Origin of the sequence: Brenneria izadpanahii, assembly GCF_017569925.1 — a bacterium.
GTDB classification, from domain to species: domain Bacteria; phylum Pseudomonadota; class Gammaproteobacteria; order Enterobacterales; family Enterobacteriaceae; genus Brenneria; species Brenneria izadpanahii.
On the sequence record NZ_CP050854.1, the window covers coordinates 643,854 to 665,034 of the forward strand.

The 21,181-nt window shown below is 51.0% G+C and carries 17 protein-coding genes and 1 pseudogene; 11 read left to right on the forward strand and 7 right to left on the reverse strand.

Annotated features, from left to right (window positions below):
• The first annotated feature begins 143 nt into the window (after nt 1-143).
• Nucleotides 144-2,078 (forward strand): oxidoreductase, encoded by a 1,935-nt coding sequence (locus HC231_RS02895; protein WP_208229639.1) that lies wholly within the window; start codon nt 144-146, stop codon nt 2,076-2,078.
• 13 nt (nt 2,079-2,091) lie between these two features.
• Nucleotides 2,092-2,520: a hypothetical protein gene (locus tag HC231_RS02900; RefSeq protein ID WP_208229640.1), complete on the forward strand. Its 429-nt coding sequence runs from the start codon at nt 2,092-2,094 to the stop codon at nt 2,518-2,520.
• 100 nt (nt 2,521-2,620) lie between these two features.
• On the opposite strand, the gene HC231_RS02905 is transcribed toward HC231_RS02900, so the two are convergent.
• Together HC231_RS02905 and HC231_RS02910 are read right to left on the reverse strand one after the other, a co-directional pair.
• Nucleotides 2,621-3,457: a MerR family transcriptional regulator gene (locus HC231_RS02905; RefSeq protein ID WP_208229641.1), complete on the reverse strand. Its 837-nt coding sequence runs from the start codon at nt 3,455-3,457 to the stop codon at nt 2,621-2,623.
• A gap of 508 nt (nt 3,458-3,965) precedes the next feature.
• Entirely contained in the window at nt 3,966-4,286 is a 321-nt protein-coding gene (locus HC231_RS02910) for a MerR family transcriptional regulator (protein ID WP_208229642.1), read from the reverse strand.
• 442 nt (nt 4,287-4,728) lie between these two features.
• Here HC231_RS02910 and HC231_RS02915 point away from each other — a divergent pair, with 442 nt between their 5' ends.
• Complete coding sequence (locus tag HC231_RS02915; RefSeq protein ID WP_208229643.1) at nt 4,729-5,874, forward strand: MFS transporter; 1,146 nt, start codon at nt 4,729-4,731, stop codon at nt 5,872-5,874.
• A 157-nt stretch (nt 5,875-6,031) separates the two neighbouring features.
• Here HC231_RS02915 and HC231_RS02920 read toward each other — a convergent pair whose 3' ends face one another.
• From HC231_RS02920 to HC231_RS02935, 4 genes are all read right to left on the reverse strand, one after another.
• A complete protein-coding gene (locus HC231_RS02920; protein WP_208229644.1) occupies nt 6,032-7,321 on the reverse strand; it encodes a purine-cytosine permease family protein in 1,290 nt (429 codons plus the stop codon).
• Nucleotides 7,322-7,339: 18 nt separating this feature from the next.
• A complete protein-coding gene (locus tag HC231_RS02925; RefSeq protein ID WP_208229645.1) occupies nt 7,340-8,029 on the reverse strand; it encodes a helix-turn-helix transcriptional regulator in 690 nt (229 codons plus the stop codon).
• A 29-nt stretch (nt 8,030-8,058) separates the two neighbouring features.
• Nucleotides 8,059-8,472 carry a GNAT family N-acetyltransferase gene (locus tag HC231_RS02930; protein WP_208229646.1) on the reverse strand — a complete coding sequence of 138 codons (414 nt, stop codon included), beginning with the start codon at nt 8,470-8,472 and terminating at the stop codon, nt 8,059-8,061.
• Nucleotides 8,473-8,803: 331 nt separating this feature from the next.
• Entirely contained in the window at nt 8,804-9,721 is a 918-nt protein-coding gene (locus HC231_RS02935) for a LysR family transcriptional regulator (RefSeq protein WP_208229647.1), read from the reverse strand.
• A 35-nt stretch (nt 9,722-9,756) separates the two neighbouring features.
• On the opposite strand from HC231_RS02935, the gene HC231_RS02940 reads away from it, so the two are divergent.
• The 3 genes from HC231_RS02940 to ahpF all read left to right on the forward strand — a co-directional run bounded on the left by HC231_RS02940 (nt 9,757) and on the right by ahpF (nt 12,315).
• Nucleotides 9,757-9,954 (forward strand): hypothetical protein, encoded by a 198-nt coding sequence (locus HC231_RS02940; protein ID WP_208229648.1) that lies wholly within the window; start codon nt 9,757-9,759, stop codon nt 9,952-9,954.
• 159 nt (nt 9,955-10,113) lie between these two features.
• Nucleotides 10,114-10,677, forward strand: a complete 564-nt coding sequence (gene ahpC / locus HC231_RS02945; RefSeq protein ID WP_208229649.1) for an alkyl hydroperoxide reductase subunit C — start codon at nt 10,114-10,116, stop codon at nt 10,675-10,677.
• Nucleotides 10,678-10,746: 69 nt separating this feature from the next.
• Nucleotides 10,747-12,315 carry an alkyl hydroperoxide reductase subunit F gene (gene ahpF, locus HC231_RS02950; RefSeq protein ID WP_208229650.1) on the forward strand — a complete coding sequence of 523 codons (1,569 nt, stop codon included), beginning with the start codon at nt 10,747-10,749 and terminating at the stop codon, nt 12,313-12,315.
• Nucleotides 12,316-13,231: 916 nt separating this feature from the next.
• Here ahpF and queG read toward each other — a convergent pair.
• A complete protein-coding gene (gene queG / locus HC231_RS02955) occupies nt 13,232-14,371 on the reverse strand; it encodes a tRNA epoxyqueuosine(34) reductase QueG (RefSeq protein ID WP_208229651.1) in 1,140 nt (379 codons plus the stop codon).
• 144 nt (nt 14,372-14,515) lie between these two features.
• On the opposite strand from queG, the pseudogene nnr reads away from it, so the two are divergent.
• The 5 genes and pseudogenes from nnr (at nt 14,516) to miaA (ending at nt 21,150) form a co-directional block, all read left to right on the forward strand.
• Nucleotides 14,516-16,020 (forward strand): annotated as a pseudogene (gene nnr / locus HC231_RS02960) (bifunctional ADP-dependent NAD(P)H-hydrate dehydratase/NAD(P)H-hydrate epimerase).
• Between the two features lie 20 nt (nt 16,021-16,040).
• On the forward strand, nt 16,041-16,520 hold the full coding sequence (gene tsaE, locus HC231_RS02965; RefSeq protein ID WP_208229652.1) for a tRNA (adenosine(37)-N6)-threonylcarbamoyltransferase complex ATPase subunit type 1 TsaE: 480 nt from the start codon (nt 16,041-16,043) through the stop codon (nt 16,518-16,520).
• Nucleotides 16,520-18,223 (forward strand): N-acetylmuramoyl-L-alanine amidase AmiB, encoded by a 1,704-nt coding sequence (gene amiB, locus HC231_RS02970; protein ID WP_208229653.1) that lies wholly within the window; start codon nt 16,520-16,522, stop codon nt 18,221-18,223. The genes tsaE and amiB overlap by 1 nt, the downstream gene beginning before the upstream one ends.
• Nucleotides 18,224-18,272: 49 nt before the next feature.
• Nucleotides 18,273-20,216, forward strand: a complete 1,944-nt coding sequence (gene mutL, locus HC231_RS02975) for a DNA mismatch repair endonuclease MutL (protein WP_208229654.1) — start codon at nt 18,273-18,275, stop codon at nt 20,214-20,216.
• Nucleotides 20,209-21,150 (forward strand): tRNA (adenosine(37)-N6)-dimethylallyltransferase MiaA, encoded by a 942-nt coding sequence (gene miaA / locus HC231_RS02980; RefSeq protein ID WP_208229655.1) that lies wholly within the window; start codon nt 20,209-20,211, stop codon nt 21,148-21,150. The genes mutL and miaA overlap by 8 nt, the downstream gene beginning before the upstream one ends.
• Nucleotides 21,151-21,181 lie beyond the last annotated feature (31 nt).

Sequence of the window (21,181 nt, forward strand, 5' to 3'; positions counted from 1 at the left end):
TCTCCGCGTGCAGGTAGAAAAACTTTCTCTCAAAAAACGGCGTGGCTCACATTGTTAAAAACAATCTCTTGACTCTCTATAGCATGGAGGCTCCACGTTATTTTCATCAACTTAATATTTCTTGTATTTGAAATTAAGGAAGCATGATGAAAATAGAAAATATTTTTACACCTTATTATATCGGGAAATGTCAGATCCCTAATAGGCTCGTCGTACCGGCCATGGTGGCCAATATGTGCCCGGACGGAAAAGCATCCGAGCAATATATCAGATACCATGAAGAGAAGGCGAAAGGTGGCTGGGGGCTGATTATTACTGAAGATTACCGGATCAACGAACACGCCGCAGGGTATCCGGCGGTAGCCGCCCTGTATGACGAGTCGCAAATTCCCAGCCATAAAAGATTCACGGATATCATTCATCAATATGATACCAAGGTATTTTGCCAAATTTATCATGCCGGGCGTCAGGCGAATCACCGAGTCAATGGCGGCATGAGGCCCGTATCCTGCTCTCCGGTTCCTTGCCCCTGGAATAAGGAAATTCCCCGCGAGTTGACCGTTGAGGAAATAAGACAGTTGGTAAAAGATTTTGGAACAACCGCCCTGAATGCGCAAAAGGCCGGTTTTGACGGCATTGAAATTCATGCGGCGCACGGCTATCTAATTCATGAGTTTCTGTCGTTTAACTGTAATCACCGGATAGATGAATATGGCGGAACCTATAATAACCGGATGCGTTTTCTGAAAGAGATCATGGCAGAAGTCAGGGAACAAGTCGGCGATGATTTCCCGATTTCCGTGCGTTTCTCGGCGCAGGAAAATAGCGAAGGCGGGCGGCGAATGTTTGAAAGCCGTCAGATGCTGATGGATATCGAGGAAATGGGGGCGGATGTGATTCACTTGTCGAACGGCATGTATGGGGTCCGCTCCTCTATCGGGATAGTGGCTTCATTTTTCCAGCAGCATGGCTGGAATATGGACCTTGCGGCGGAAGCGAAATCTTTCTTAAAAATTCCGGTGATTACCGTGGGCAGGGTATCGGAGCCGGCTATGGCGGAAGATATCATTTCATCAGGCAAAGCGGATTTTGTGGCAATGGGCAGGGCGTCTCTTGCGGATCCTTACTGGCCGAATAAGGCGCGCGCCGCGGCTGAGAACGATATCCGCCATTGCATTGGCTGCCTGCAAGGCTGCACGGCTTCCACCTATCAGGGGGTGCCGATTTATTGTCTCGTCAACCCGGAGTTGGGTCATGAGTTCGAGTATGACTACAGCAAAGCGAAGGAGAGCAAAACCATTTATGTGGCGGGCGCCGGTATCGCCGGTATGGAAGCCGCGCGCGCCGCGGCGATCAAAGGACACCGCGTCGAAATTTTCGAAAAGAAGAACACGGTAGGGGGGCAGTTTATTTCCGCTGCTTATCCCCCCTTCAAAGGCGAATTTACCACCTATACGGCATGGCTGTTCCGCGAGATCAAAAAGTATGAAAACATCACTCTTCATCTCAATACCGAACTGACGGCCGAAATGGTGAAGAAAGCGAAACCGGATAAAGTTATTCTCGCCAGCGGCGCGCGGCCCATAATTCCCAACGTGCCGGGAATAGATAATAAAAATGTCGTGTTGGCTGAGGACGTCCTTCTCGGACAGGCGGATACCGGCATGAATGTCCTGGTCGTCGGCGGCGGAATGGTCGGTTCGGAAACGGCGGCTTATCTGGGCGTCCAATGCAAATCCAAAGTCACTCTCGTGGAGTTGAGGGACGCGATTGCTATGGATTTGGAGGCCGGCATTCGCGATGATTTGAGGGATTGCCTGCGCCGCTGTTATGTTGACGTCATGACCAACACCAGTATTGCCGGGGTAACCGACGAAGGCGCGCTGCTTAAACGGGGCGATGATATCGCGCTGTTCCCTTGCGACACCGTGGTATTGGCGATCGGCACAAAAGCCTGGTGCCCGCTGGCGGAAGAGCTGAAGGGTATTTGCGAAATTACCCTTGTCGGCGATGCGCTCAAAGCGCGCCAGGCTATTCAGGCATCGGGTGAGGGTTTTGCGGCGGGTTTAGCCGCCTGAGAGGGGGAACACCATGTTTGATAAAGCGCATTTCGGCCGGGTGGTGAACTTCTCAATCAATATCTTCCTTGGCATCGCTTTGGTATTAGTTGGCTTAACGCTTGCCGATAACTTACAGCCGATGATCTTTTGGCAAAGTTTTGTGGTGAGCGTGGGAATCGGCTATACCGTTTGCGATCTGATTCCCTCCCCGGCCTGGGGCGAACAACTTGCCCGTAAGGCCGGAATCAAAAACAAATTGTTTTTTCATTTGGCATCAACCGCCGTCGCCGGCGTCGTGCTAATCGTCTGCATCAGCTTAGGCTGTCAGTTCGTCGCATTCGGCGGCGCTGTATTCCAGGTGTGGCCCTATGCACTGCCTTACCTGTTGGTTGCGGGATATATAACGCTGGCGGTGTTTCTGCCGGTGTGCAAAGAGATCGCGGAGGTTCTGACAAGATGATAAATATATAACCAGAGGCGCGTGTTATCTGAATTCGCTTTCCGTATCCGACGAATAGGGCCATCCGATGTTATTGGCTGGCCCTGTTTGCTTGCCTCTATTATGGCTGTGAAGTCTGGTGAACCGGCACCCAGATTTCAAAATAACGGGTATATTCGCTATCTTCATGCGCCCTGACGATGAGCCTGCCTATTGGGGAATCGCCGATCTCGTATCCTGCGTTCCACAGCGGTTGAAAAACCTGCTGGTACAAAGAGAGGGCGAACGTATTTTGGTTGTGCGCCGAGAAAACGGTATAGATACATTTTTGCGAAGATATGTACTCTGCATTCTGAGTGGAGATATTCATCTCTTTGGCTTTTGTTATTGAAACAGAAAAACCCCACCAATAAACCAACGACTGTGGATTTTCCTTATTAATGCTGCTCAGCGGTATTTTAAATGTTGCCGTAATGAACGGCATGTGTGAAATCCAGTTATCAATCTGAGTGATTTCGCCGCGGCCTTTTTTTGTTTGATAGCTATTGTTGTTTCGGTATGGACTAAAATACAGTTGAGGGTTGTCCATTTCAGTGAATGTGCCCATGTGATCCTGAAATGAGGAAATTCTTTTTTGCTCAGCATTTAACTCATCCAGAACAAGCTGATAATGATAAATAATATCAAGCAGGTTTTTTTCTTGTTGCGCGTATTTTTTCTGAATGTCCGCAACGCTATCTTTATTGATTATTTGTTCGATTTCCGCATTTGAAAATTTAAAGGCGCGGAGGTGTTTACTATCAAGCAAATAATTCACATCCCAGACATCATAATAGCGGTAATTGGAGGTTTTATCCTTTCTTGGGGTAACGAAACCGCACTCTTCGTAGTAACGTAGCGTTTGAACCGGAATGCCAAGAAGTTTGGATATCTCGCCGATTTTATATTTGTCGCTCATAAGAAGCTCCCAATATATAAAACTTATATATATTAATGTATTGTATCGTTTTTTTTATTAATGCCAGGCGATCGAAGACTAGGATGATTGGGTCAACAGATTTATCGAGAGAACAATGCCATCAGTTAGAGTTATATGTGCCGCCTATGGCTTTCCCGATAGTGGCACCGCCCTCAAGGCGTGTCAAGACGGTTGTCGTTTTCCTGTCCGGGCGCGGGATCGGCATCCCGCTATCCCTTATGACGCGGCAAAAATACCTGATGCATTGCGCGGCGTGCGTTGTTTTCATGCGCCGCAAAACAGCAGGAAATTCATTCGTTAAATAAATAACGTTTTTATATTCGTCACATTTCAGGTTGCCGGTGCGAAGGCCGCGTCTTAATATCGCCGGCTGGCGATGATAACCGCCATCGTATTTATCATCAGTGGTTGAATCGCGTATTCGCCATTGTTGCCATAGTACGTTTGTTTTATCGCAATGGGCTATTCCTGCCGGCGCGCATCTGCATTATTCGTGGGGCGCATCGGAAGAGCCCAGGCTGATCAAGTCCATAAGCGATTTTATCTTCGACAGCCGTTTTTCAACCTTGGCCGCCGCGCCATCCAACGTATAACCATCTTCAATCAGTTCGCTAATGAGGATAATTTTCTTGATGTCAGACAGATTGAACTGGCGCGAACTGGCATCGGGATCAACTGACTTGATGATTCCCTTCTCTTCCCAATACCGGAGTTTTCTAACGGGAATGCCGGTAATGTCAGAGACTTCTCTGATGCCCACAATAACTTTGGCAAGGAAATCGTTATAAGAATCAGAAAGTTTTTGCATGTTAGCGGTTACCGTGTATAGAGATGCGATAGTTTATACATTCAGTATAGTTTTAGGTCAAACATTGACAGGTTATGATATGAGTTGTAGTTTTACGACAATGATTGTTGTTTTGGGAGGATGAAGGCACGAACCTTTCACTGAAAAATAACACGCGTGTGATAGCGCGGATGGCGATTATTTCTAGCCCTATGGATGATAACCAATTCATTCCTGATGGGGGAATGGTTTTCCCTAATTCCAGTTGATGCCGTCTTTTCATTAAAAAACAGAGATAAATGTATTCTATTAGTACCTTGTTACCTAACGAAAGGTAATGCAAGGGAGCATTATTTTATATTTTTTATATGAGTTTATATTCGAATCTTTTTATGGTTTATCCGTGTGATTATTATTTATTTTAGATAGCGTTCTATTATTAACGATAGGAAATTAAGAAGGAATGTCTAAGGTTAGAAAAAGTACGCCGATGATTGTGGCTTTTATCACAATGCTCGTGGTCGGCACCGATCTTTTTGTGGTATCGCCTTTGCTTTTACCTATTGCCGAATCATTTGGCATATCGGTAGGAAAAGCAGGCATGTCTGTTACTATATTCTCGCTGGCCTATGTTATCGGCGCACCGGTATTTGGAAGATTAGGCGATAAATTTGATAAAAAAATCATTCTTGTCATTGGATTATTGGGATTTTCCGTCGCCAATTTACTTACTGCCGTATCGCCGTCCTATATCCTGTTTATTATCGCCCGCGCGATAGCCGGTGCCGCCGCCGCGGCTATAAGCCCATCGATCTATGCGCTTATAGGAAGTAATGCTCCTGTTGAAAATAAAGGCTGTTGGATGTCGGTCGCTGTTGCCGGGTTCCTGATCTCATTGACGACCGGCGCGCCGACCGGGGTTTATATATCAGAGATGAGTAACTGGAATACGGTTTTTATCACTATTGCAGTGTTATCTTTATTTCTTGCGGTTTTAAACTGGAATATATGGGAAAAAGATAATAAATCACCGATAGAAAAAGAACAAAAGACCAGCTTAAAGAAAAAACTAAAAGCCGTTTCGATTACCGGGATCTGGGGATTTTGCGTATACGCTACCTATACCTATCTCTCCGTCGGGCTGCAATCGGCGGGAGGATTTAGTGCCGCGCTGATAGCGTTTGCATTGGTCATTTATGGGGTCGGCGCCGTTATCGGCAGCCTGAGCGGGGGGAAACTTGCCGATCGTTTCGGCACAAAAAAGATTGCCGCATTAAGCCTGATTTGTCTTTCTTTAGCGGAAATTACGCTCTCTTCAATTTTGAATTTTGCTCCTGAATTACAAATTATGACGATTAGCCTATTGGCGCTATTTTCTATTGCCGCCTATCCATGTCTTCCCGCGTATCAAGGTTTTCTGATCGGACAGTTCCCCGATGAAAGCGGCTCTATCATGGCCTGGAACAGCAGCGTTATGTATCTGGGCGTTTCTTTAGGGGCTGCGGCGGGCGGCGTCGTCTTTTCAAATGTTGGTTTTATTTTTGTGCCTCTTCTCAGCGCTGTTGTCGGGATTGCCGGTGGATATCTTTGCCATCGTTTAACGCTTTAATGGGGAATTATAAATATGTTCGCCTGAAGTAAACCGCCGCTTGCCGAAAACAGCTTCAGATGCGATCCGCAATGCCGGGTGTCCGAAACCGTTAAGCCCGCGCAATGGCCCGCCGGTGATAATCCGGCGGGCTGTGCTTTATATAAAAAATCTGCATTTACGCGTACTGGCGTACCGGCTTATCCGCGATTTTAATCAGCCAGTACAGCAGGCTGGCGACGAACAATGAATTGATGGACGGCACACCCCATTCGATCGCAAGACCGACGATGGCGCCGACAATGCTTGTCGCTATCGCGGCCCAGCCGATAAAGGGCGTATTTTCCATTTCCGGCAGCTTACCTTCGCGGCGGCTGTCATCGAGCTGTTTTCTGTGGGTGCGCAAAATATAGTAATCGACCAGCATGATGCCGATGATTGGCGGAAACAGCACGCCAAGCAGGGTCAGGAAATCGATAAATCTGTCCAGAATGCCAATTACGGAAAGAAAGGTGCCGATAAAGCCAATCACCAGCGTTATTGATACATAGCTGAGTTTTTTGCCGGTAATCCCTTCGATGGCGTTGGCGATACCCAGCGCCGAAGAATACAGGTTGATGTCATTGATCCTCAGCGTGGAGAAAATCACGGCGATAAGGCCGATTCCGCCTGCCGCCTGAGACATGATGGTCACCACGTCAGCCGTATTCAGCGCTCTGGCGATCAATATCGCCAGGCCGTTGACGATAAATTCGCCGACGATGATCGACATGATGGTGATCCAGAAAACGTGATTGCCTTTTCTGGAATAACGGGTCATATCCGGCGTGATCAGGCTCGCCACAATACAGCCGCCCACAACCATGGTGGCCCCGGCGCTGATTGACATCGCTTCACCCGTCGGCGATAAACTGAGCAGTTCGGCGGGATTGTGCCCGGTCAGGGTCATGACCGAGATATACCCGACAACCAGGATAAACATCGGCACAGCTATTTTTGCGGTAAATTTCAGAGCATTAAAGCCGAAAGCAACGAGGATGGTCAGCGCGGCGCCTGAGATGGCGGCCGACCAGCCAAATCCTAATTTATCGCCCAGCGCGAAGTTAAGCGCTTTGGCGAAAACGGCATTTTGTACCCCGAACCAGCCTAGCAGACTGACGGCGATCACCACGCCTATCATAACCGAGCCGACTCGTCCGAATCCGCACCACCTTGCCAGCAGGCTGCCGGACAGCCCTTCTTTCATCCCGGCGTATCCCAAACCCAATGTCACCACGCCAAAAATCGCGCTGCCGATGAAAATGGATAAAAACGCATTGGTTAATGTCATCGTGTTGCCCAGAACGGCGCCGAGCATGAATTGATCCAGCGCGGTCAGCATACCGATATGGACTAACGCTACATTGAAAAAAGGCAGGCGCATATCCATGGGAACGCGGCTGACTGGATAATCATCTATTCTTTCCATCTTGAATATGTCCCTTTATTAAATAAATTGGATGCCCTTTTCGATGAGGGAGTTTGGAACGTAATTATCCAAACCTAAATGATGACAAAATTCTTCAAACTGATTTAGAGAATGTACTCCCGCCTTTTGATACATGTTATATATCCTGTTTTCTATGGTTTTATGTGAGATGTTCATTTTCTTCGCTATTTCCTTATTGGAAAGGCGCTGCAAAATCAGAAAGATAATATCGAGTTCAGACTGCGTAAAAATTTCGGTCGTCAGTTCGGTGCTTAGCGTGGTCGGCTTTTTCTGGTTGATATATATCAACGGGGATAGCGTATTAAACGGTCTTGCATTCCATATAGTGCCAATGCAGACTTTGTCTTCATTGAAAAGAGGTATTTTCTCACTGATGAAGGGCGTTAAGTTTTTTTTCCCGTACCAATAATGTGTTTCTATGACAGCTACGCATTTTTTGCTATTTTCGGTTCGCCGGTCATGCTCTTGGAAATCATCGGAAAGCTCTGCCCAACTGGCTGGGAACTCATTATCAAACCTTCCTTCGATACTAAAATGCAGCGGCGTGTTGGTATAAAGATATGCCGCTTTATTCATGTAAACATGACGGGATTCTAAATCTTTAATTCCCCACGGCTCGTTTAAGCACTCCATCATGGTGATAAGATTGCGAATATAATCAGTCTTACTCAGGGGGGACGATGGCATTCTGCTCTCCTTCTGTCGTTGCTATTAACTCAACGAATCAGTTTTGATAGGTAATGCCGGGTATGCCTGTGCGCATATCCTGGCAGGCTCCCATACTCGCGGTATCCCAATTTTTCATAGAAACCACGAGCCTGAAAGCTGAACGTATCCACATAGGCAAAATGGCAACCGCGTTTCAGCGCCTCTTCTTCCGCCTTTTTCATCAGTTGGCTGCCTAGCCCGCTTTTCCTGTGCTGCTCACTGACCCACAAATACTGGACTTCCAATCCACCCCACCATGTTCTTGCGATCAGACCGGCGACGATATTGTTAGCGTCGTCTTTGATATTTAAAAAGAGAGGATGAATATCGACAGCATCATATTGTTCATTATGTTTCCATAGACTTTGAATAACGAATTCTTCTTCGTCTTTATTCGGTGCATCAGTAATATTTAATTTCATTTATTGTTTTATTCCTTATCATTAGCTTGATATATTTATTTACGAATATTTATATTGGCTAGTACCATAAAATGTTTTTTTTAACAAGGGTGATTTTCCCTCGTTCTAATATGATCTCATTGCGTTATTGTGAATTGGTTGGCTGAATTCACCGAGTTAAACGAATAATGTCCTTCATCAGGGAATCATACGCTTTCCAGGTTGCGAATGTGGCTGGGTAATATTTTGATTATTATAAAAATAAACGATGAGTGCGATTATCCCGTTAATACAGGCGACTGCGTCTTGATATTGACGTTGCCGCGCTATGCGCCGGGATGAATGTCTTCTTTCAATGCGGCTGTATAGTGAACGCCGCCGATTTTTTGATGAAGTCTCCGAATCTTTTGTATATCTCGCCTTTAGATGTAGTGGCCATGGTCAGATGAACTTTCGGCGGTTCGGGAAAACCCTCTGCGCTGGATAATATTTTGTGGTTTTTATCAATAGCGCTTTGTGGAAGGATGCTGATTCCCAACCCGGAAGCGAGCGCCAGCTTAATGTTTTCGTAAGACGCGCTTTCATAAGCCGTATAGTAGGCTTTTTCTTGCGCGGCTAAAATATCTATTCCCGCGCTCCGATAAGCGCAGCCTTCCGGGAAGAATATACAGGGAATCGGGTTTAATTCATTGAAATTTAATTTGTTTTTACTTACCCAATGCAATGGCTCCGACCATAAAAGACGCGTGTTTTTTATCCCTATTCCGCCGAGATCTTTTTCTGATTTTGTATGCTTAAATATGGCGATATCCAAATCGCCCTGGTTAATTAAATTAACTAGCTGCGCGGACAAAGCGGATGTTATTTGCAGACGTAATGCGGGATTTAGCGTCAGGCAATAAGATATTGCAGAGAGAATATCCGTAATTTTAAAATCATCCGGCACGCCGAGCCGAATATAGCCAGCGAATTCCGTTTCTTTTATTGAACTGATGGCGTCGCTTAAGCGATAGAGGATCTCTCGTACCGCTGGAAGCAGGCGTTCGCCGTCAGGGGTCAGTCCGGCGATGTGGCCCTGACTGCGGATGATAAGACGGCACCCCAGAATCTCTTCGAATTTTTGCAGACTTTGAGTCAGCGCGGACTGAGTTCGATGGAGCCTGATGCTCGCCAGCTGAAAGCTGCGATCTTCCGCGATACAGGTAAAAATACGTAGGTGTTCAAGCGTGACGCGCCTGTCTCCCAGGCGGTCTATACCATTTATCCTCATCTGGCGTCCCTGATAGGTTATTAATTGAATTTATTATGAATCTTCAAGTATTAATTTCCAAGGAAATTCACGGTATGAAAATCTGCCTGCAAAGCAGAGGGGATGGGCAAATTGATTGGCGGATTTTTAGCGGCGCGCCAATGATGGTGGCGGGATCTTTGCTAAATTTAAGACAGGAAAAAGTTGATGAACACGCCAGCATCGCCGGCCGTTGCCCCGACGATCGCGCGTAACGCTATTTTTGATGCGCTTGCTCAGGTCGTTTGTAAAGTAAATGTTGTGTCTATCGCTAAGTAAGGTATTACTTATTGATTCGATAACAACAACGGATTGGTGATGTTCGTCACGTTTCTGTACTTTACTCCCATACCAACACACATGAGGATACAGTGATGTCAGTAATTAATACCCAGGTAAAACCGTTCAAAAACATGGCGTTCAAAGACGGTAAGTTCATCGAAGTAACTGAGAAAGATATCGAAGGCAAGTGGAGCGTGTTCTTCTTCTATCCGGCCGACTTTACTTTCGTTTGCCCGACTGAACTGGGAGACGTTGCCGACTACTACGACGAATTCCAACAACGCGGTGTGGAAATCTACTCTGTTTCTACCGACACGCACTTCACTCACAAAGCGTGGCACAGCAGCTCTGAAACTATCGCCAAAATCAAATACACCATGATCGGCGATCCGACTGGTCAGCTGACTCGCAACTTTGAAAACCTGCGTGAAGCCGAAGGTCTTGCCGACCGCGGTACGTTCATTGTTGACCCTCAGGGTATCATCCAGGCAGTGGAAATCACCGCTGAAGGTATCGGCCGTGATGCGTCAGACCTGCTGCGTAAAGTGAAAGCCGCTCAGTATGTTGCTTCTCACCCGGGTGAAGTTTGCCCTGCCAAATGGAAAGAAGGCGAAGCGACTCTGGCTCCGTCTCTGGACCTGGTCGGTAAGATCTAAGTCAGACCCCGCTGAGATATGTTTTTTATCGGGTGCCTGGCACCCGATTTTTTGCACGGAGGATAACCAATGCTCGACAATACAATGAAAGTCCAGTTGAAAGCCTATCTGGAAAAATTAACTAAACCTGTTGAGTTAATTGCGACTCTGGATGACTCAGCGAAATCTTCTGAAGTAAGAGAATTACTGACTGAAATCGCTGGATTGTCCGATCAGGTCAGCTTCTCTGAGAATAATGATCTGGCTGTACGTAAACCCTCTTTTCTGATTACCAATCCGGGATCTCATAGCGGCCCGCGTTTTGCCGGCGCTCCGATGGGGCATGAGTTTACCTCTCTGGTTCTGGCTCTGCTGCAGGTTGGTGGTCATCCGTCAAAAGAAGCGAAAGAATTACTCGACCAAATCCGCAACCTTGACGGTAAGTTCCATTTCGAAACCTATTACTCGCTGTCCTGCCACAACTGTCCGGACGTGGTGCAGGCGCTGAATTTAATGGCCGTCCTGAATCCGAATATTACCCATACCGCCATTGACGGCGGCGTATTTCAGGATGAGATCCAGAGTCGTAACGTCATGGGCGTTCCGACCGTGTTCCTTAACGGCGAACACTTTAGCCAGGGCCGCATGAGCCTTAACGAAATCGTGACCAAAATTGATACCGGCGCAGGCGCCAAGCAGGTCGAAAAGCTGAATCAACGCCCGGTATATGACGTGTTGATTATCGGCAGCGGCCCGGCAGGGGCGGCGGCGGCGGTCTATTCCGCCCGTAAAGGCATTCGTACCGGTCTGATGGGCGAACGTTTCGGCGGTCAGATCCTGGACACCGTGGATATTGAAAACTACATTTCCGTGCCGAAAACGGAAGGGGCGAAGCTGGCCACCGCGCTGAAGAGCCACGTTGATGACTATGATGTCGACGTGATTGATGCGCAGAGCGCCGAAGCGCTGATCCCTGGTAACGAACCGGGCGCGCCGCATCAGGTGATAACCGTTTCCGGCGCGTCGCTGAAAGCACGCAGCGTGATTATTGCGACCGGCGCCCGCTGGAGAAACATGAGCGTGCCTGGCGAAGATCAATATCGTACCCGCGGCGTAACTTACTGCCCGCACTGTGACGGCCCGCTGTTCAAAGGCAAGCACGTTGCGGTGATTGGCGGCGGTAACTCCGGCGTGGAAGCGGCCATCGATCTGGCCGGCGTGGTAAAACACGTTACGCTGCTGGAATTTGCGCCGGAGCTGAAAGCTGACTCCGTATTGCAGGACAAAGTGCGTAGTCTGCCGAATGTCGACATTATCCTCAATGCGCAGACCACGGAAGTGAAAGGCGACGGTCAGAAAGTGACCGGCCTGACCTATAAGGATCGCGTCAGCGATACGCAGCACGAATTGCCGCTGGAAGGGATTTTCGTCCAGATTGGTCTGCTGCCTAATACCAACTGGCTGGAAGGCACCGTCGCCCGTAACCGGATTGGCGAAATTGAAATTGATGCCAAGTGTGAAACCAGCGTCAAAGGCGTTTTTGCCGCCGGCGATTGCACCACTGTGCCTTACAAGCAGATCATTATCGCCACCGGCGAAGGGGCCAAGGCTTCTCTGAGCGCCTTTGATTACCTAATCAGAACTCAGCCAGCCGCCTAATGCCAACCACATCGACGACAGATTGTCGATGTGGTCGCGCGTCCCCATCATCGCCATATTGATATTGAAAAAGGCCCGTTATCTTACGTCTGTTCGATGCGGGCCAACACATCGTTCGTTTCCTCTCTTATAGCATTCCGTCATAGAGCGACTTGCCCGTCAGGGCAATGCTTGATGTCGGGTACGTCTTGCTTCCTCGTTATTCCCGCGCAGGCCTGTCCCTTATCCATAAATTCAGTGGAGCGTTTCGGGTTTGGCCGTGACCCGGCGTAAAAAATTATGCTGAGAAGAGAGCCGGCTTAGGATGAGCCGCCTGCGTCGGGCGCGTGCTGCGAAGTGGCATGAAAATGGCGGCACTGCGGCGCGCGAAACTGCCCTTGAGTGCGCATAAAAATGTGGCTAAGAAGCGGACGGGAAACGGTCTTCTCAGGAGCAACGAGGAGCGTCGGAATTTATGCTTTGCCATCGGTCTGATGGCTGTTTTTTGCTTGTATTGGCAAATAATCTGGATGTAGGGGTTGCCAAGGGACGATAACGACTCCATAATGCCAGCCCTCCTTCCAAGGAGGGGATTGATTGAGACGTGACATTTTAATCCGTCGCCGTTTATCTTATCCCCGCTATCGCGTTGCCGAGGGGCTGTTTTTCACCCTGTTATTACTCTGTTTTTAATTAACCCATACAAAAAATAATAACTTTTTGAACAGACTTATCCACAGGTTGCCTGTGAATGTTTTTCCCGCCGAGATATCTCTCTGACAAGACTGCATTTTTTATTTTATTGATATTTATAGATAATAATTAACTTATAAACGTTATCGCAATCACTTGTACTTTTTGTGACAGTTGATTGTCAAAGAGTTTTTATATTTATACACAGGCGGGACGACAAGCGTGCGACACAAAATCTCATGGCTTATGCATCACGCGTCAATCCTTTCTCTACCGCGCGAATCAATCTTTTTTGTCGGGCGGGCTGAACCTCTATTTCCAGCGATGAGCGGCGCATTAGCTGTTGCCGAACGGCCCAGCGGATATGTTCGTCCAGCAGATCGCTTTCCCCCAGCCGGGTTTGCAACGCCAGCACAATCCGGTCCTGATAGGGGGCGTTTCCCAGCGCCACCGCGATATTGCGTAGCCAGCGTAGATGACCGATGCGGCGAATGGCGGAACCTTCCGTGACTCGCAGGAATTTATCTTCGCTCCAGCTGAACAACTCCAGCAACTCAGGGGTATGAAGCGCCGCTCGCGGACTAAAATCGGTTTCGTCCGTTAATTGAGAAAAGCGATTCCACGGGCAAATTAACTGGCAGTCATCGCATCCGTAGATACGGTTTCCCATCAAAGGGCGCAATTCCTCAGGGATCGGGCCTTCAAGCTCGATCGTCAGATAAGAAATACAGCGTCGGGCGTCAACGGTATAGGGTTCGACGATGGCGCCGGTAGGGCAGGTCGTCATGCAGGCCACACAGCGGCCGCACTGTTCTTCCTGAGGCTGATCGACAGGCAACGGCAGGTCGATCAGCAACTCGCCGAGAAAGAACCAAGAACCTGACTCGCGGTTTAATAGAAGTGAGTGCTTGCCAACCCATCCAAGACCGGCTTTGGCGGCCAGTGGACGCTCCATAATCGGCGCTGAGTCAACGAACGGGCGAAAATTCAGTTCGCCGCAGTAGCTTTGAATTTGGTCGCCGAGTTTTTTCAGGCGTTGGCGCAGCAGCTTGTGGTAATCGCGGCCCAACGCATAACGGCTGACGTAGCCCTTAAGCGGGTTTTTCAGCGTGCTGGCGAATGCCGCTTTCGCAGGCAGATAATTCATTCGCACGCTGATAACGCGCAGCGTGCCAGGCAGCAGCTCATGCGGACGCGCCCGCAACATACCGTGACGCGCCATCCATGCCATTTCACCATGATACTGTTTGTCCAGCCATGCCTGTAGCTTCGGCTCTTCCCCAGATAAATCCGTGTCACAGATACCAACCTGCTGAAAGCCCAGAGATAGCCCCCATTGCTTGATAAGTTGTGCCAGTTCGCTGAGATCGTAGGGGTATGCCATGAGAAGCCGTAAAAGGAGTGGAGATCGGTTTATTTTACCATATTACGCTTTACAGGCCGATAGCGCGGGAAATCGCGCGAATTCTGGCGGTTGCCTGTATTGCTTGCTAAGTTGGAAGGATCTACTGAATCATAAGGGGGCGTGATGGCTGACGACATAACCTGTGGATCTGATTTTGCTCTTCCACATACGGTATTTCAGGCGGAGTGGGTGCGTCATGAAGAGGTTAACGCAGCCCGCGAGACCGGGGTTTCAATGCACGAATTGATGCGGCGGGCGGGGGGGGCGACCTTTCAGATCGCCCGCCGTTATTATCCCGCCGCCCGAAACTGGCTGATATTGGCAGGGCACGGCAACAACGGCGGCGATGGTTACGTGGTCGCCCGTCTGGCGTTGGCCGCGGGCATCGTCCCTTATGTTATTGCCTGCAAGGGAAGCCGCGATTTACCTGAGGAGGCGCAGGGCGCCCGTCAGGCCTGGCTGGAACAGGGGGAACGATTCAGGACGCCGATGCGCCATGGCCTGACGATATCGATCTGATTATTGACGGTTTATTGGGAACCGGTCTGTCCAATGCGCCGCGTCCTCCTTATGACCATCTCATCGCTCAGGCAAACGCCCATCCCGCCCCCGTGATTGCTATCGATACGCCTTCCGGATTAAACGCTGAAACCGGGATGTGCGCGGGCAATGCCATTAATGCGGCGCATACGGTGACGTTCATTGCCCTGAAGCCGGGATTGTTGACCGGACGCGCTCGTGATTGCGTCGGTCGGCTGCACTATAACCCATTAGGGTTATCCGAATGGCTGGCGGAGCAGGCCGCACCGATACGGCGGCTATCGGCGGCGTTGCTTAGCGAATGGCTGAAGCCACGGCGTCCGGGCGCGCACAAAGGCGATAACGGCCGCTTGCTGATTGTCGGCGGCAATTACGGCATGGGGGGCGCGGTATTTATGGCTGGAGAAGCGGCCTTGCGCAGCGGTTCCGGGTTGGTGCGAGTGCTTACTCACAAACAATATCTGTCGGCGTTGCTGACCTTCCGTCCGGAACTGATGGTGCAGGAACTGACGGGCGATACTTTGAGGCAGGGGCTGGAATGGGCCGATATTATCGTGATTGGTCCCGGTCTGGGGCAGGATGAATGGGGAAAAAATGCGCTGCGGCTGGCGGAAAATTGTAACAAACCCATGTTATGGGATGCAGATGCGCTTAACCTGCTGGCAATCGATCCGCATAAGCGGCAGAATCGCGTGCTGACGCCGCATCCGGGCGAAGCGGCCCGTTTGTTGAATTGCCGTGTGTCTGATATTGAAAGTGATCGCTTACTTGCGGCGCAAAAACTGGTAAAACGCTATGGTGGCGTTGTTGTATTAAAAGGCGCAGGTACGGTGATTGCCGGTGAGCGGAACCAATTGGCCATTGCTGATGTGGGAAACCCAGGAATGGCGACGGGCGGCATGGGCGACGTGCTGTCCGGGATTATCGGCGGTTTGCTGGCGCAAAAACTATCGCTGTATGATGCCGCCTGCGCGGGGTGCGTCGTTCACGGCGCGGCGGCCGACCGGCTGGCTGTACAGCGAGGAACCCGGGGTATGTTGGCAACCGATTTGATGCCTGTGTTGTCCCGATATGTCAATCCCGAATAGATACCCTTAGAAAAGACAGAATGAAAAAAATCGAGTTACCTCTGCCGGATGAGGCAGCAACCATCGCGTTAGGCGCTGCGCTGGCCAAAGCCTGTGAAAGCGCCTGTGTTATTCATCTATATGGCGATCTCGGCGCGGGGAAAACAACCTTCAGCCGGGGTTTTTTACAAGCGTTGGGGCATCAGGGAAATGTGAAAAGCCCAACTTATACTTTGGTTGAGCCTTATGCGTTATCCCCCCTGGCGGTATACCATTTCGATCTTTACCGTCTGGCCGATCCTGAGGAGCTTGAGTTCATGGGGATCCGTGATTATCTGGATCAGGATGCGATTTGCCTGATTGAATGGCCGCAGCAAGGGGCCGGCATATTACCGGCGGCCGACCTGGAGCTGCATCTGCATTATCAGGAGCAAGGCCGGCGGGCCGGGCTGTCTGCCGTTTCCTCTCCGGGGGAGTCTATTCTGGCGCGGTTGGCTAGTCAGTTGGGGATAACAGCATAATGATGAGCCGTATGATTAAACTGTTCGTCTGGTCGTGGCTGATGATGTTCGCCGGCGCGGTTTGGGCCGCCAATTTGTCTGATATTAAAGTAGATAACGCCGCCGCTCAGGCAACCGTGAGCCTGAGTTTTAGCGGTCAGCCCATTTACGCCTTCTTTCCTTTAAGCAACCCAGCCAGAGTCGTGATTGATATCCGTCAGTCGGTGCTGGTTCAGGGATTGCCGCTGGAGTTCAGCGGACAAAATCTGATTAAGCGCATCCGTACCAGCAATGCTCAGGATGCGCAAAGCGTACGCCTGGTGTTGGATTTAACGCAAGCGGCCAGAACGCGGGCGGTGACGCAGAAAACGGCTAATGGCCACACCGTGGTTTTTACCTTGGTCGGCGACAAACCCAAGCCCAGGCCCGCGCAAAGCGCGCCAGCCGTAACGCGTGAAGCGCGCCCGGCGAAGTCTGAACCGGCTCCGACTAAAAACCCGTTTAATAACAAGCCAACGCTGGTAGTGAATAGCAATGCCTCGGCAAGAACGACGGCGCGCACCAGCGGCAATAGCGACGATCGGGTGGTGGTTGCCATTGATGCCGGGCATGGCGGCCAGGATCCCGGCGCCATCGGCCTGAACGGGCTGCGTGAAAAAGATGTCACCATCGCCATCGCCCGTAAGCTGCAAAGTTTGTTGAGCAACGATCCCGCCTTTAAGCCGGTATTGACGCGCAACGGGGATTATTTTATTTCGGTGATGGGGCGCTCCGACGTCGCGCGTAAGCAGGGCGCCAATATCCTGGTGTCCATTCATGCGGACGCCGCGCCGAATCGCAGCGCGACCGGGGCTTCGGTATGGGTTTTATCCAACCGCCGGGCGAACAGCGAAATGGCCGGTTGGCTGGAACAGCATGAGAAGCAGTCCGAGCTGTTGGGCGGCGCCGGCGATTTGCTGGCGAATAACAGCGCCGATCCTTACTTAAGCCAGGCGGTGCTGGATCTGCAGTTTGGTCACTCGCAGCGTGTCGGCTATGATGTCGCGATCAAAGTGCTGAATGAACTCCAGCGCGTCGGCGGGTTGCATAAACCCCGGCCTGAGCATGCCAGTTTGGGGGTATTGCGCTCGCCGGATATTCCTTCGCTGCTGGTCGAAACCGGATTTATCAGTAATGTGGCGGAAGAGCGTTTGTTGGGAAGCGGCGCTTACCAGGAAAAAATCGCCAATGCAATTTATCGCGGGGTGAAGAGCTACTTCCAGACGCATCCTCTGCAACCCGTCCCAAAGCAGGAAAAGCACCCGGCTCCGCCAGCGACAAGTAGCGCTTCCACCGCCGCCCCGGCCGGCGCCCCTGCGGCGAAGGCCAGCGGCAGTAGCGTCATTCGCCATACGGTTGCGCGCGGTGAAACGCTGTCGGCCATTGCGGCCCGTTATGGCGTAAGCATGTCGGCGATCCGCGGTGCGAATAAGCTGAATAAAGATATTGTGTGGGTCGGACAGCGGTTAAACATTCCAACCGCCGGGGCAAAACAGACGCAGACGGCGGCAGCGGCCGGCAGCAAAAAAGCCGCCCCTATCGTCAGGCATAAAGTGGTACGCGGCGATACCCTGAGCGCGATTGCTGACCGTTATGGGGTCAGTATGAAAGAGATTCAGCGGGCAAATGATATGAACTCAGGAACCGTTCAGCTCGGTCAGACGTTGGTGATTCCTTCGGCCTGAATCTCTTTTCATCCTGAGTTTTCATTTTGTTAATGTAAGAGGGTATGCCATGTCGATTCAGGTTCTACCACCGCAATTGGCTAATCAGATCGCTGCCGGAGAAGTGGTGGAACGGCCGGCGTCGGTTGTGAAAGAGCTGGTGGAAAATAGTCTGGACGCTGGCGCGACCCGTATCGATATTGAAATAGAGCGCGGCGGCGCCAAATTGATTCGTATCCGCGACAACGGCGCTGGCATCGGCAAAGATGATCTGACGCTGGCGCTGGCGCGGCATGCGACCAGTAAAATTTCAACGCTCGACGATCTGGAAGCCATCGTCAGTCTGGGGTTTCGCGGGGAAGCGCTGGCCAGCATCAGCTCGGTGTCCCGTCTTACGCTGACGTCGCGCACCGCACAGCAGTCTGAGGCGTGGCAGGCCTATGCCGAAGGACGCGATATGGCGGTTACGGTTAAGCCGGCCGCGCATCCTGTCGGCACTACGCTGGAAGTGCTCGATCTGTTTTACAATACGCCCGCCCGGCGTAAGTTTATGCGTACCGAAAAGACCGAGTTTTCGCATATTGATGAAGTGGTGCGGCGCATCGCTCTGGCGCGCTTTGACATCGCCATTACGCTGCACCATAACGGTAAGCTGATCCGGCAGTATCGGCCCGCGCCCGATGCCTCCCAGCATGAGCGCCGGTTGGGCAGCATCTGCGGCAGCGCTTTTTTACAGCACGCGCTGGCGGTGTCATGGCAGCATGATGACTTGACCATCCACGGCTGGGTAGCCGATCCCGCCGGAGCCAAGCATCTGCCCGACATGCAATATTGCTACGTTAATCAGCGTATGATGCGCGATCGATTGATCAATCATGCAATTCGCCAGGCTTATCAGGATCAGCTTAAAGACGATCAGCAGCCCGCGTATGTTCTCTATCTGGAGGTCGATCCGCATCAGGTTGATGTCAATGTGCATCCCGCCAAGCACGAAGTCCGCTTTCATCAGGCGCGTCTGGTGCATGATTTTATTTATCAGGCGGTGATGACGGTATTGCAGCAGGCGTCTGCGCCGGGACTGGGGATGTCGGAGCCGGGAACCGAACAGCCTATACAGTGGCAGCAGGAAAACCGCACCGCGGCCGGCGAAAACCATTTTGCCCAGCCGTCCTCATCTCCGGCGGCGAGAGGTTCCGCTCAACGTTCCGGCAATGCTCGCGAGACGCCGCATCCTGGATATCCCGCCGGGGCGGCGTATCAGAAAAAGCAGGGCGAGCTGTACCGGAAGCTGCTGCAACCGCTCGAATCAGCAGACGCTCTTTCCCGGCGTGCGGCGGCGGAAACGGTCGTTGTTCCTCCGCCGCCTGAGTCTTCCGCCATCCCGCGCAATATCCAGGCCGAAGTTGAGGCGCCAACGGAGAAATCCGTGACTGTCCCGGTATCGCCGCTGGAGAGCAACGCCAGCGGATTTGGACGGGTTTTAACCGTCTATCCGCCGTGTTATGCCCTGCTGGAATACCGTAATGGCTTGGCGTTGCTGTCATTATCCGTCGCGGAGCGCTATCTGAAGCAGGCGCAGCTTACGCCTGCTGAAGATGGGTTACGCCCGCAGCCGCTGTTGATTCCCCAACGTCTGTCGTTGAATAAATCCGAGCTGGCCGTGTTGGCTAGATTCCAGCCGCTGTTGGCGGTTTTTGGTATCGATATTCTTGTCGAGTCGCAGCGCGCCACGTTGCGGGCGGTACCTTTACCATTACGCCAACAAAATTTACAAAACTTGATCTCTGAACTGTTAGGCTATCTGGCCGATTGTAAAACGCTGGAGCCGGACGTTCTGGCCGCGTGGATGGCAATCCGGTTAAGTCGCGAACAGGAAAACTGGAATCATTCTCAGGCCATACAATTATTAACGGATGTAGAGCGGCTTTGCCCGCAGTTGGCGAAGGCTCCTCCGAGTGAACTTTTATATCCGATGGATATCAATACTGCCATCAAGGCACTGAAGCATGAGTGATTTTGCAACGACGCCGCATCCGCCCGCGATTTTTATCATGGGGCCGACGGCGTCAGGAAAAACGGCGCTGGCGATGGCGCTACGTCAACATCTGCCGGTGGAGTTGATTAGCGTTGACTCCGCCCTTATCTATAAGGGAATGGATGTCGGCACCGCCAAGCCGAATGCGGACGAATTGGCGCAGGCGCCGCACCGCCTGATAGACATTCTTGACCCGGCTGAATCCTATTCAGCCGCCGATTTCCGGCGGGATGCCCTGAAAGAAATGGCGCAAATCAGCGCCGCCGGACGGATCCCCTTGTTGGTGGGGGGAACGATGCTTTACTTCAAGGCCTTGCTTGAGGGGCTATCGCCGCTGCCTTCCGCCGATGCGGAGGTTAGGCAACGTATAGAAGCGCAGGCGAAAGAAGTCGGCTGGGAGGCGATGCATCGGCAGTTATGTGAGATAGATCCGGTTGCCGCGACTCGGATTCATCCAAATGATCCGCAGAGACTCTCGCGGGCACTGGAAGTTTTTTTCGTTTCAGGTAACACTTTAACTGAACTGACAAAAACGACTGGAGAAGCGCTGCCTTATAACGTTCATCAGTTCGCCATCGCTCCGGCGACGCGCGAATTGCTGCATCAGCGTATCGAGCTGCGTTTTCACCAGATGTTAACGTCGGGTTTTGAGGCGGAGGCGCGGGTCCTTTTTGCCCGAAGTGACTTGCATAAGGATTTGCCTTCCATTCGTTGTGTCGGTTACCGCCAGATGTGGTCATATTTATCGGGCGAAATTGATTACGATGAGATGGTTTATCGGGGAATCTGTGCGACACGTCAGTTAGCCAAACGGCAAATGACCTGGTTGCGTGGTTGGGACGGCGTCTGCTGGCTGGATAGCGATAAGCCGCAGGAAGCGTTAGACAAGGTAATACAGGTTGTTAGTGCATAGGTTGGGTGATTGTGTACAATTGGTGAGTCTC

Bases quoted from the DNA above. Each gene is read 5' to 3' on its own strand.
- HC231_RS02895 (WP_208229639.1), top strand. From the start codon at position 144: ATGATGAAAATAGAAAATATTTTTACACCTTATTATATCGGGAAATGT.
- HC231_RS02900 (WP_208229640.1), top strand. From the start codon at position 2,092: ATGTTTGATAAAGCGCATTTCGGCCGGGTGGTGAACTTCTCAATCAAT.
- HC231_RS02905 (WP_208229641.1), bottom strand. From the start codon at position 3,457: ATGAGCGACAAATATAAAATCGGCGAGATATCCAAACTTCTTGGCATT.
- HC231_RS02910 (WP_208229642.1), bottom strand. From the start codon at position 4,286: ATGCAAAAACTTTCTGATTCTTATAACGATTTCCTTGCCAAAGTTATT.
- HC231_RS02915 (WP_208229643.1), top strand. From the start codon at position 4,729: ATGTCTAAGGTTAGAAAAAGTACGCCGATGATTGTGGCTTTTATCACA.
- HC231_RS02920 (WP_208229644.1), bottom strand. From the start codon at position 7,321: ATGGAAAGAATAGATGATTATCCAGTCAGCCGCGTTCCCATGGATATG.
- HC231_RS02925 (WP_208229645.1), bottom strand. From the start codon at position 8,029: ATGCCATCGTCCCCCCTGAGTAAGACTGATTATATTCGCAATCTTATC.
- HC231_RS02930 (WP_208229646.1), bottom strand. From the start codon at position 8,472: ATGAAATTAAATATTACTGATGCACCGAATAAAGACGAAGAAGAATTC.
- HC231_RS02935 (WP_208229647.1), bottom strand. From the start codon at position 9,721: ATGAGGATAAATGGTATAGACCGCCTGGGAGACAGGCGCGTCACGCTT.
- HC231_RS02940 (WP_208229648.1), top strand. From the start codon at position 9,757: ATGAATCTTCAAGTATTAATTTCCAAGGAAATTCACGGTATGAAAATC.
- ahpC (WP_208229649.1), top strand. From the start codon at position 10,114: ATGTCAGTAATTAATACCCAGGTAAAACCGTTCAAAAACATGGCGTTC.
- ahpF (WP_208229650.1), top strand. From the start codon at position 10,747: ATGCTCGACAATACAATGAAAGTCCAGTTGAAAGCCTATCTGGAAAAA.
- queG (WP_208229651.1), bottom strand. From the start codon at position 14,371: ATGGCATACCCCTACGATCTCAGCGAACTGGCACAACTTATCAAGCAA.
- tsaE (WP_208229652.1), top strand. From the start codon at position 16,041: ATGAAAAAAATCGAGTTACCTCTGCCGGATGAGGCAGCAACCATCGCG.
- amiB (WP_208229653.1), top strand. From the start codon at position 16,520: ATGATGAGCCGTATGATTAAACTGTTCGTCTGGTCGTGGCTGATGATG.
- mutL (WP_208229654.1), top strand. From the start codon at position 18,273: ATGTCGATTCAGGTTCTACCACCGCAATTGGCTAATCAGATCGCTGCC.
- miaA (WP_208229655.1), top strand. From the start codon at position 20,209: ATGAGTGATTTTGCAACGACGCCGCATCCGCCCGCGATTTTTATCATG.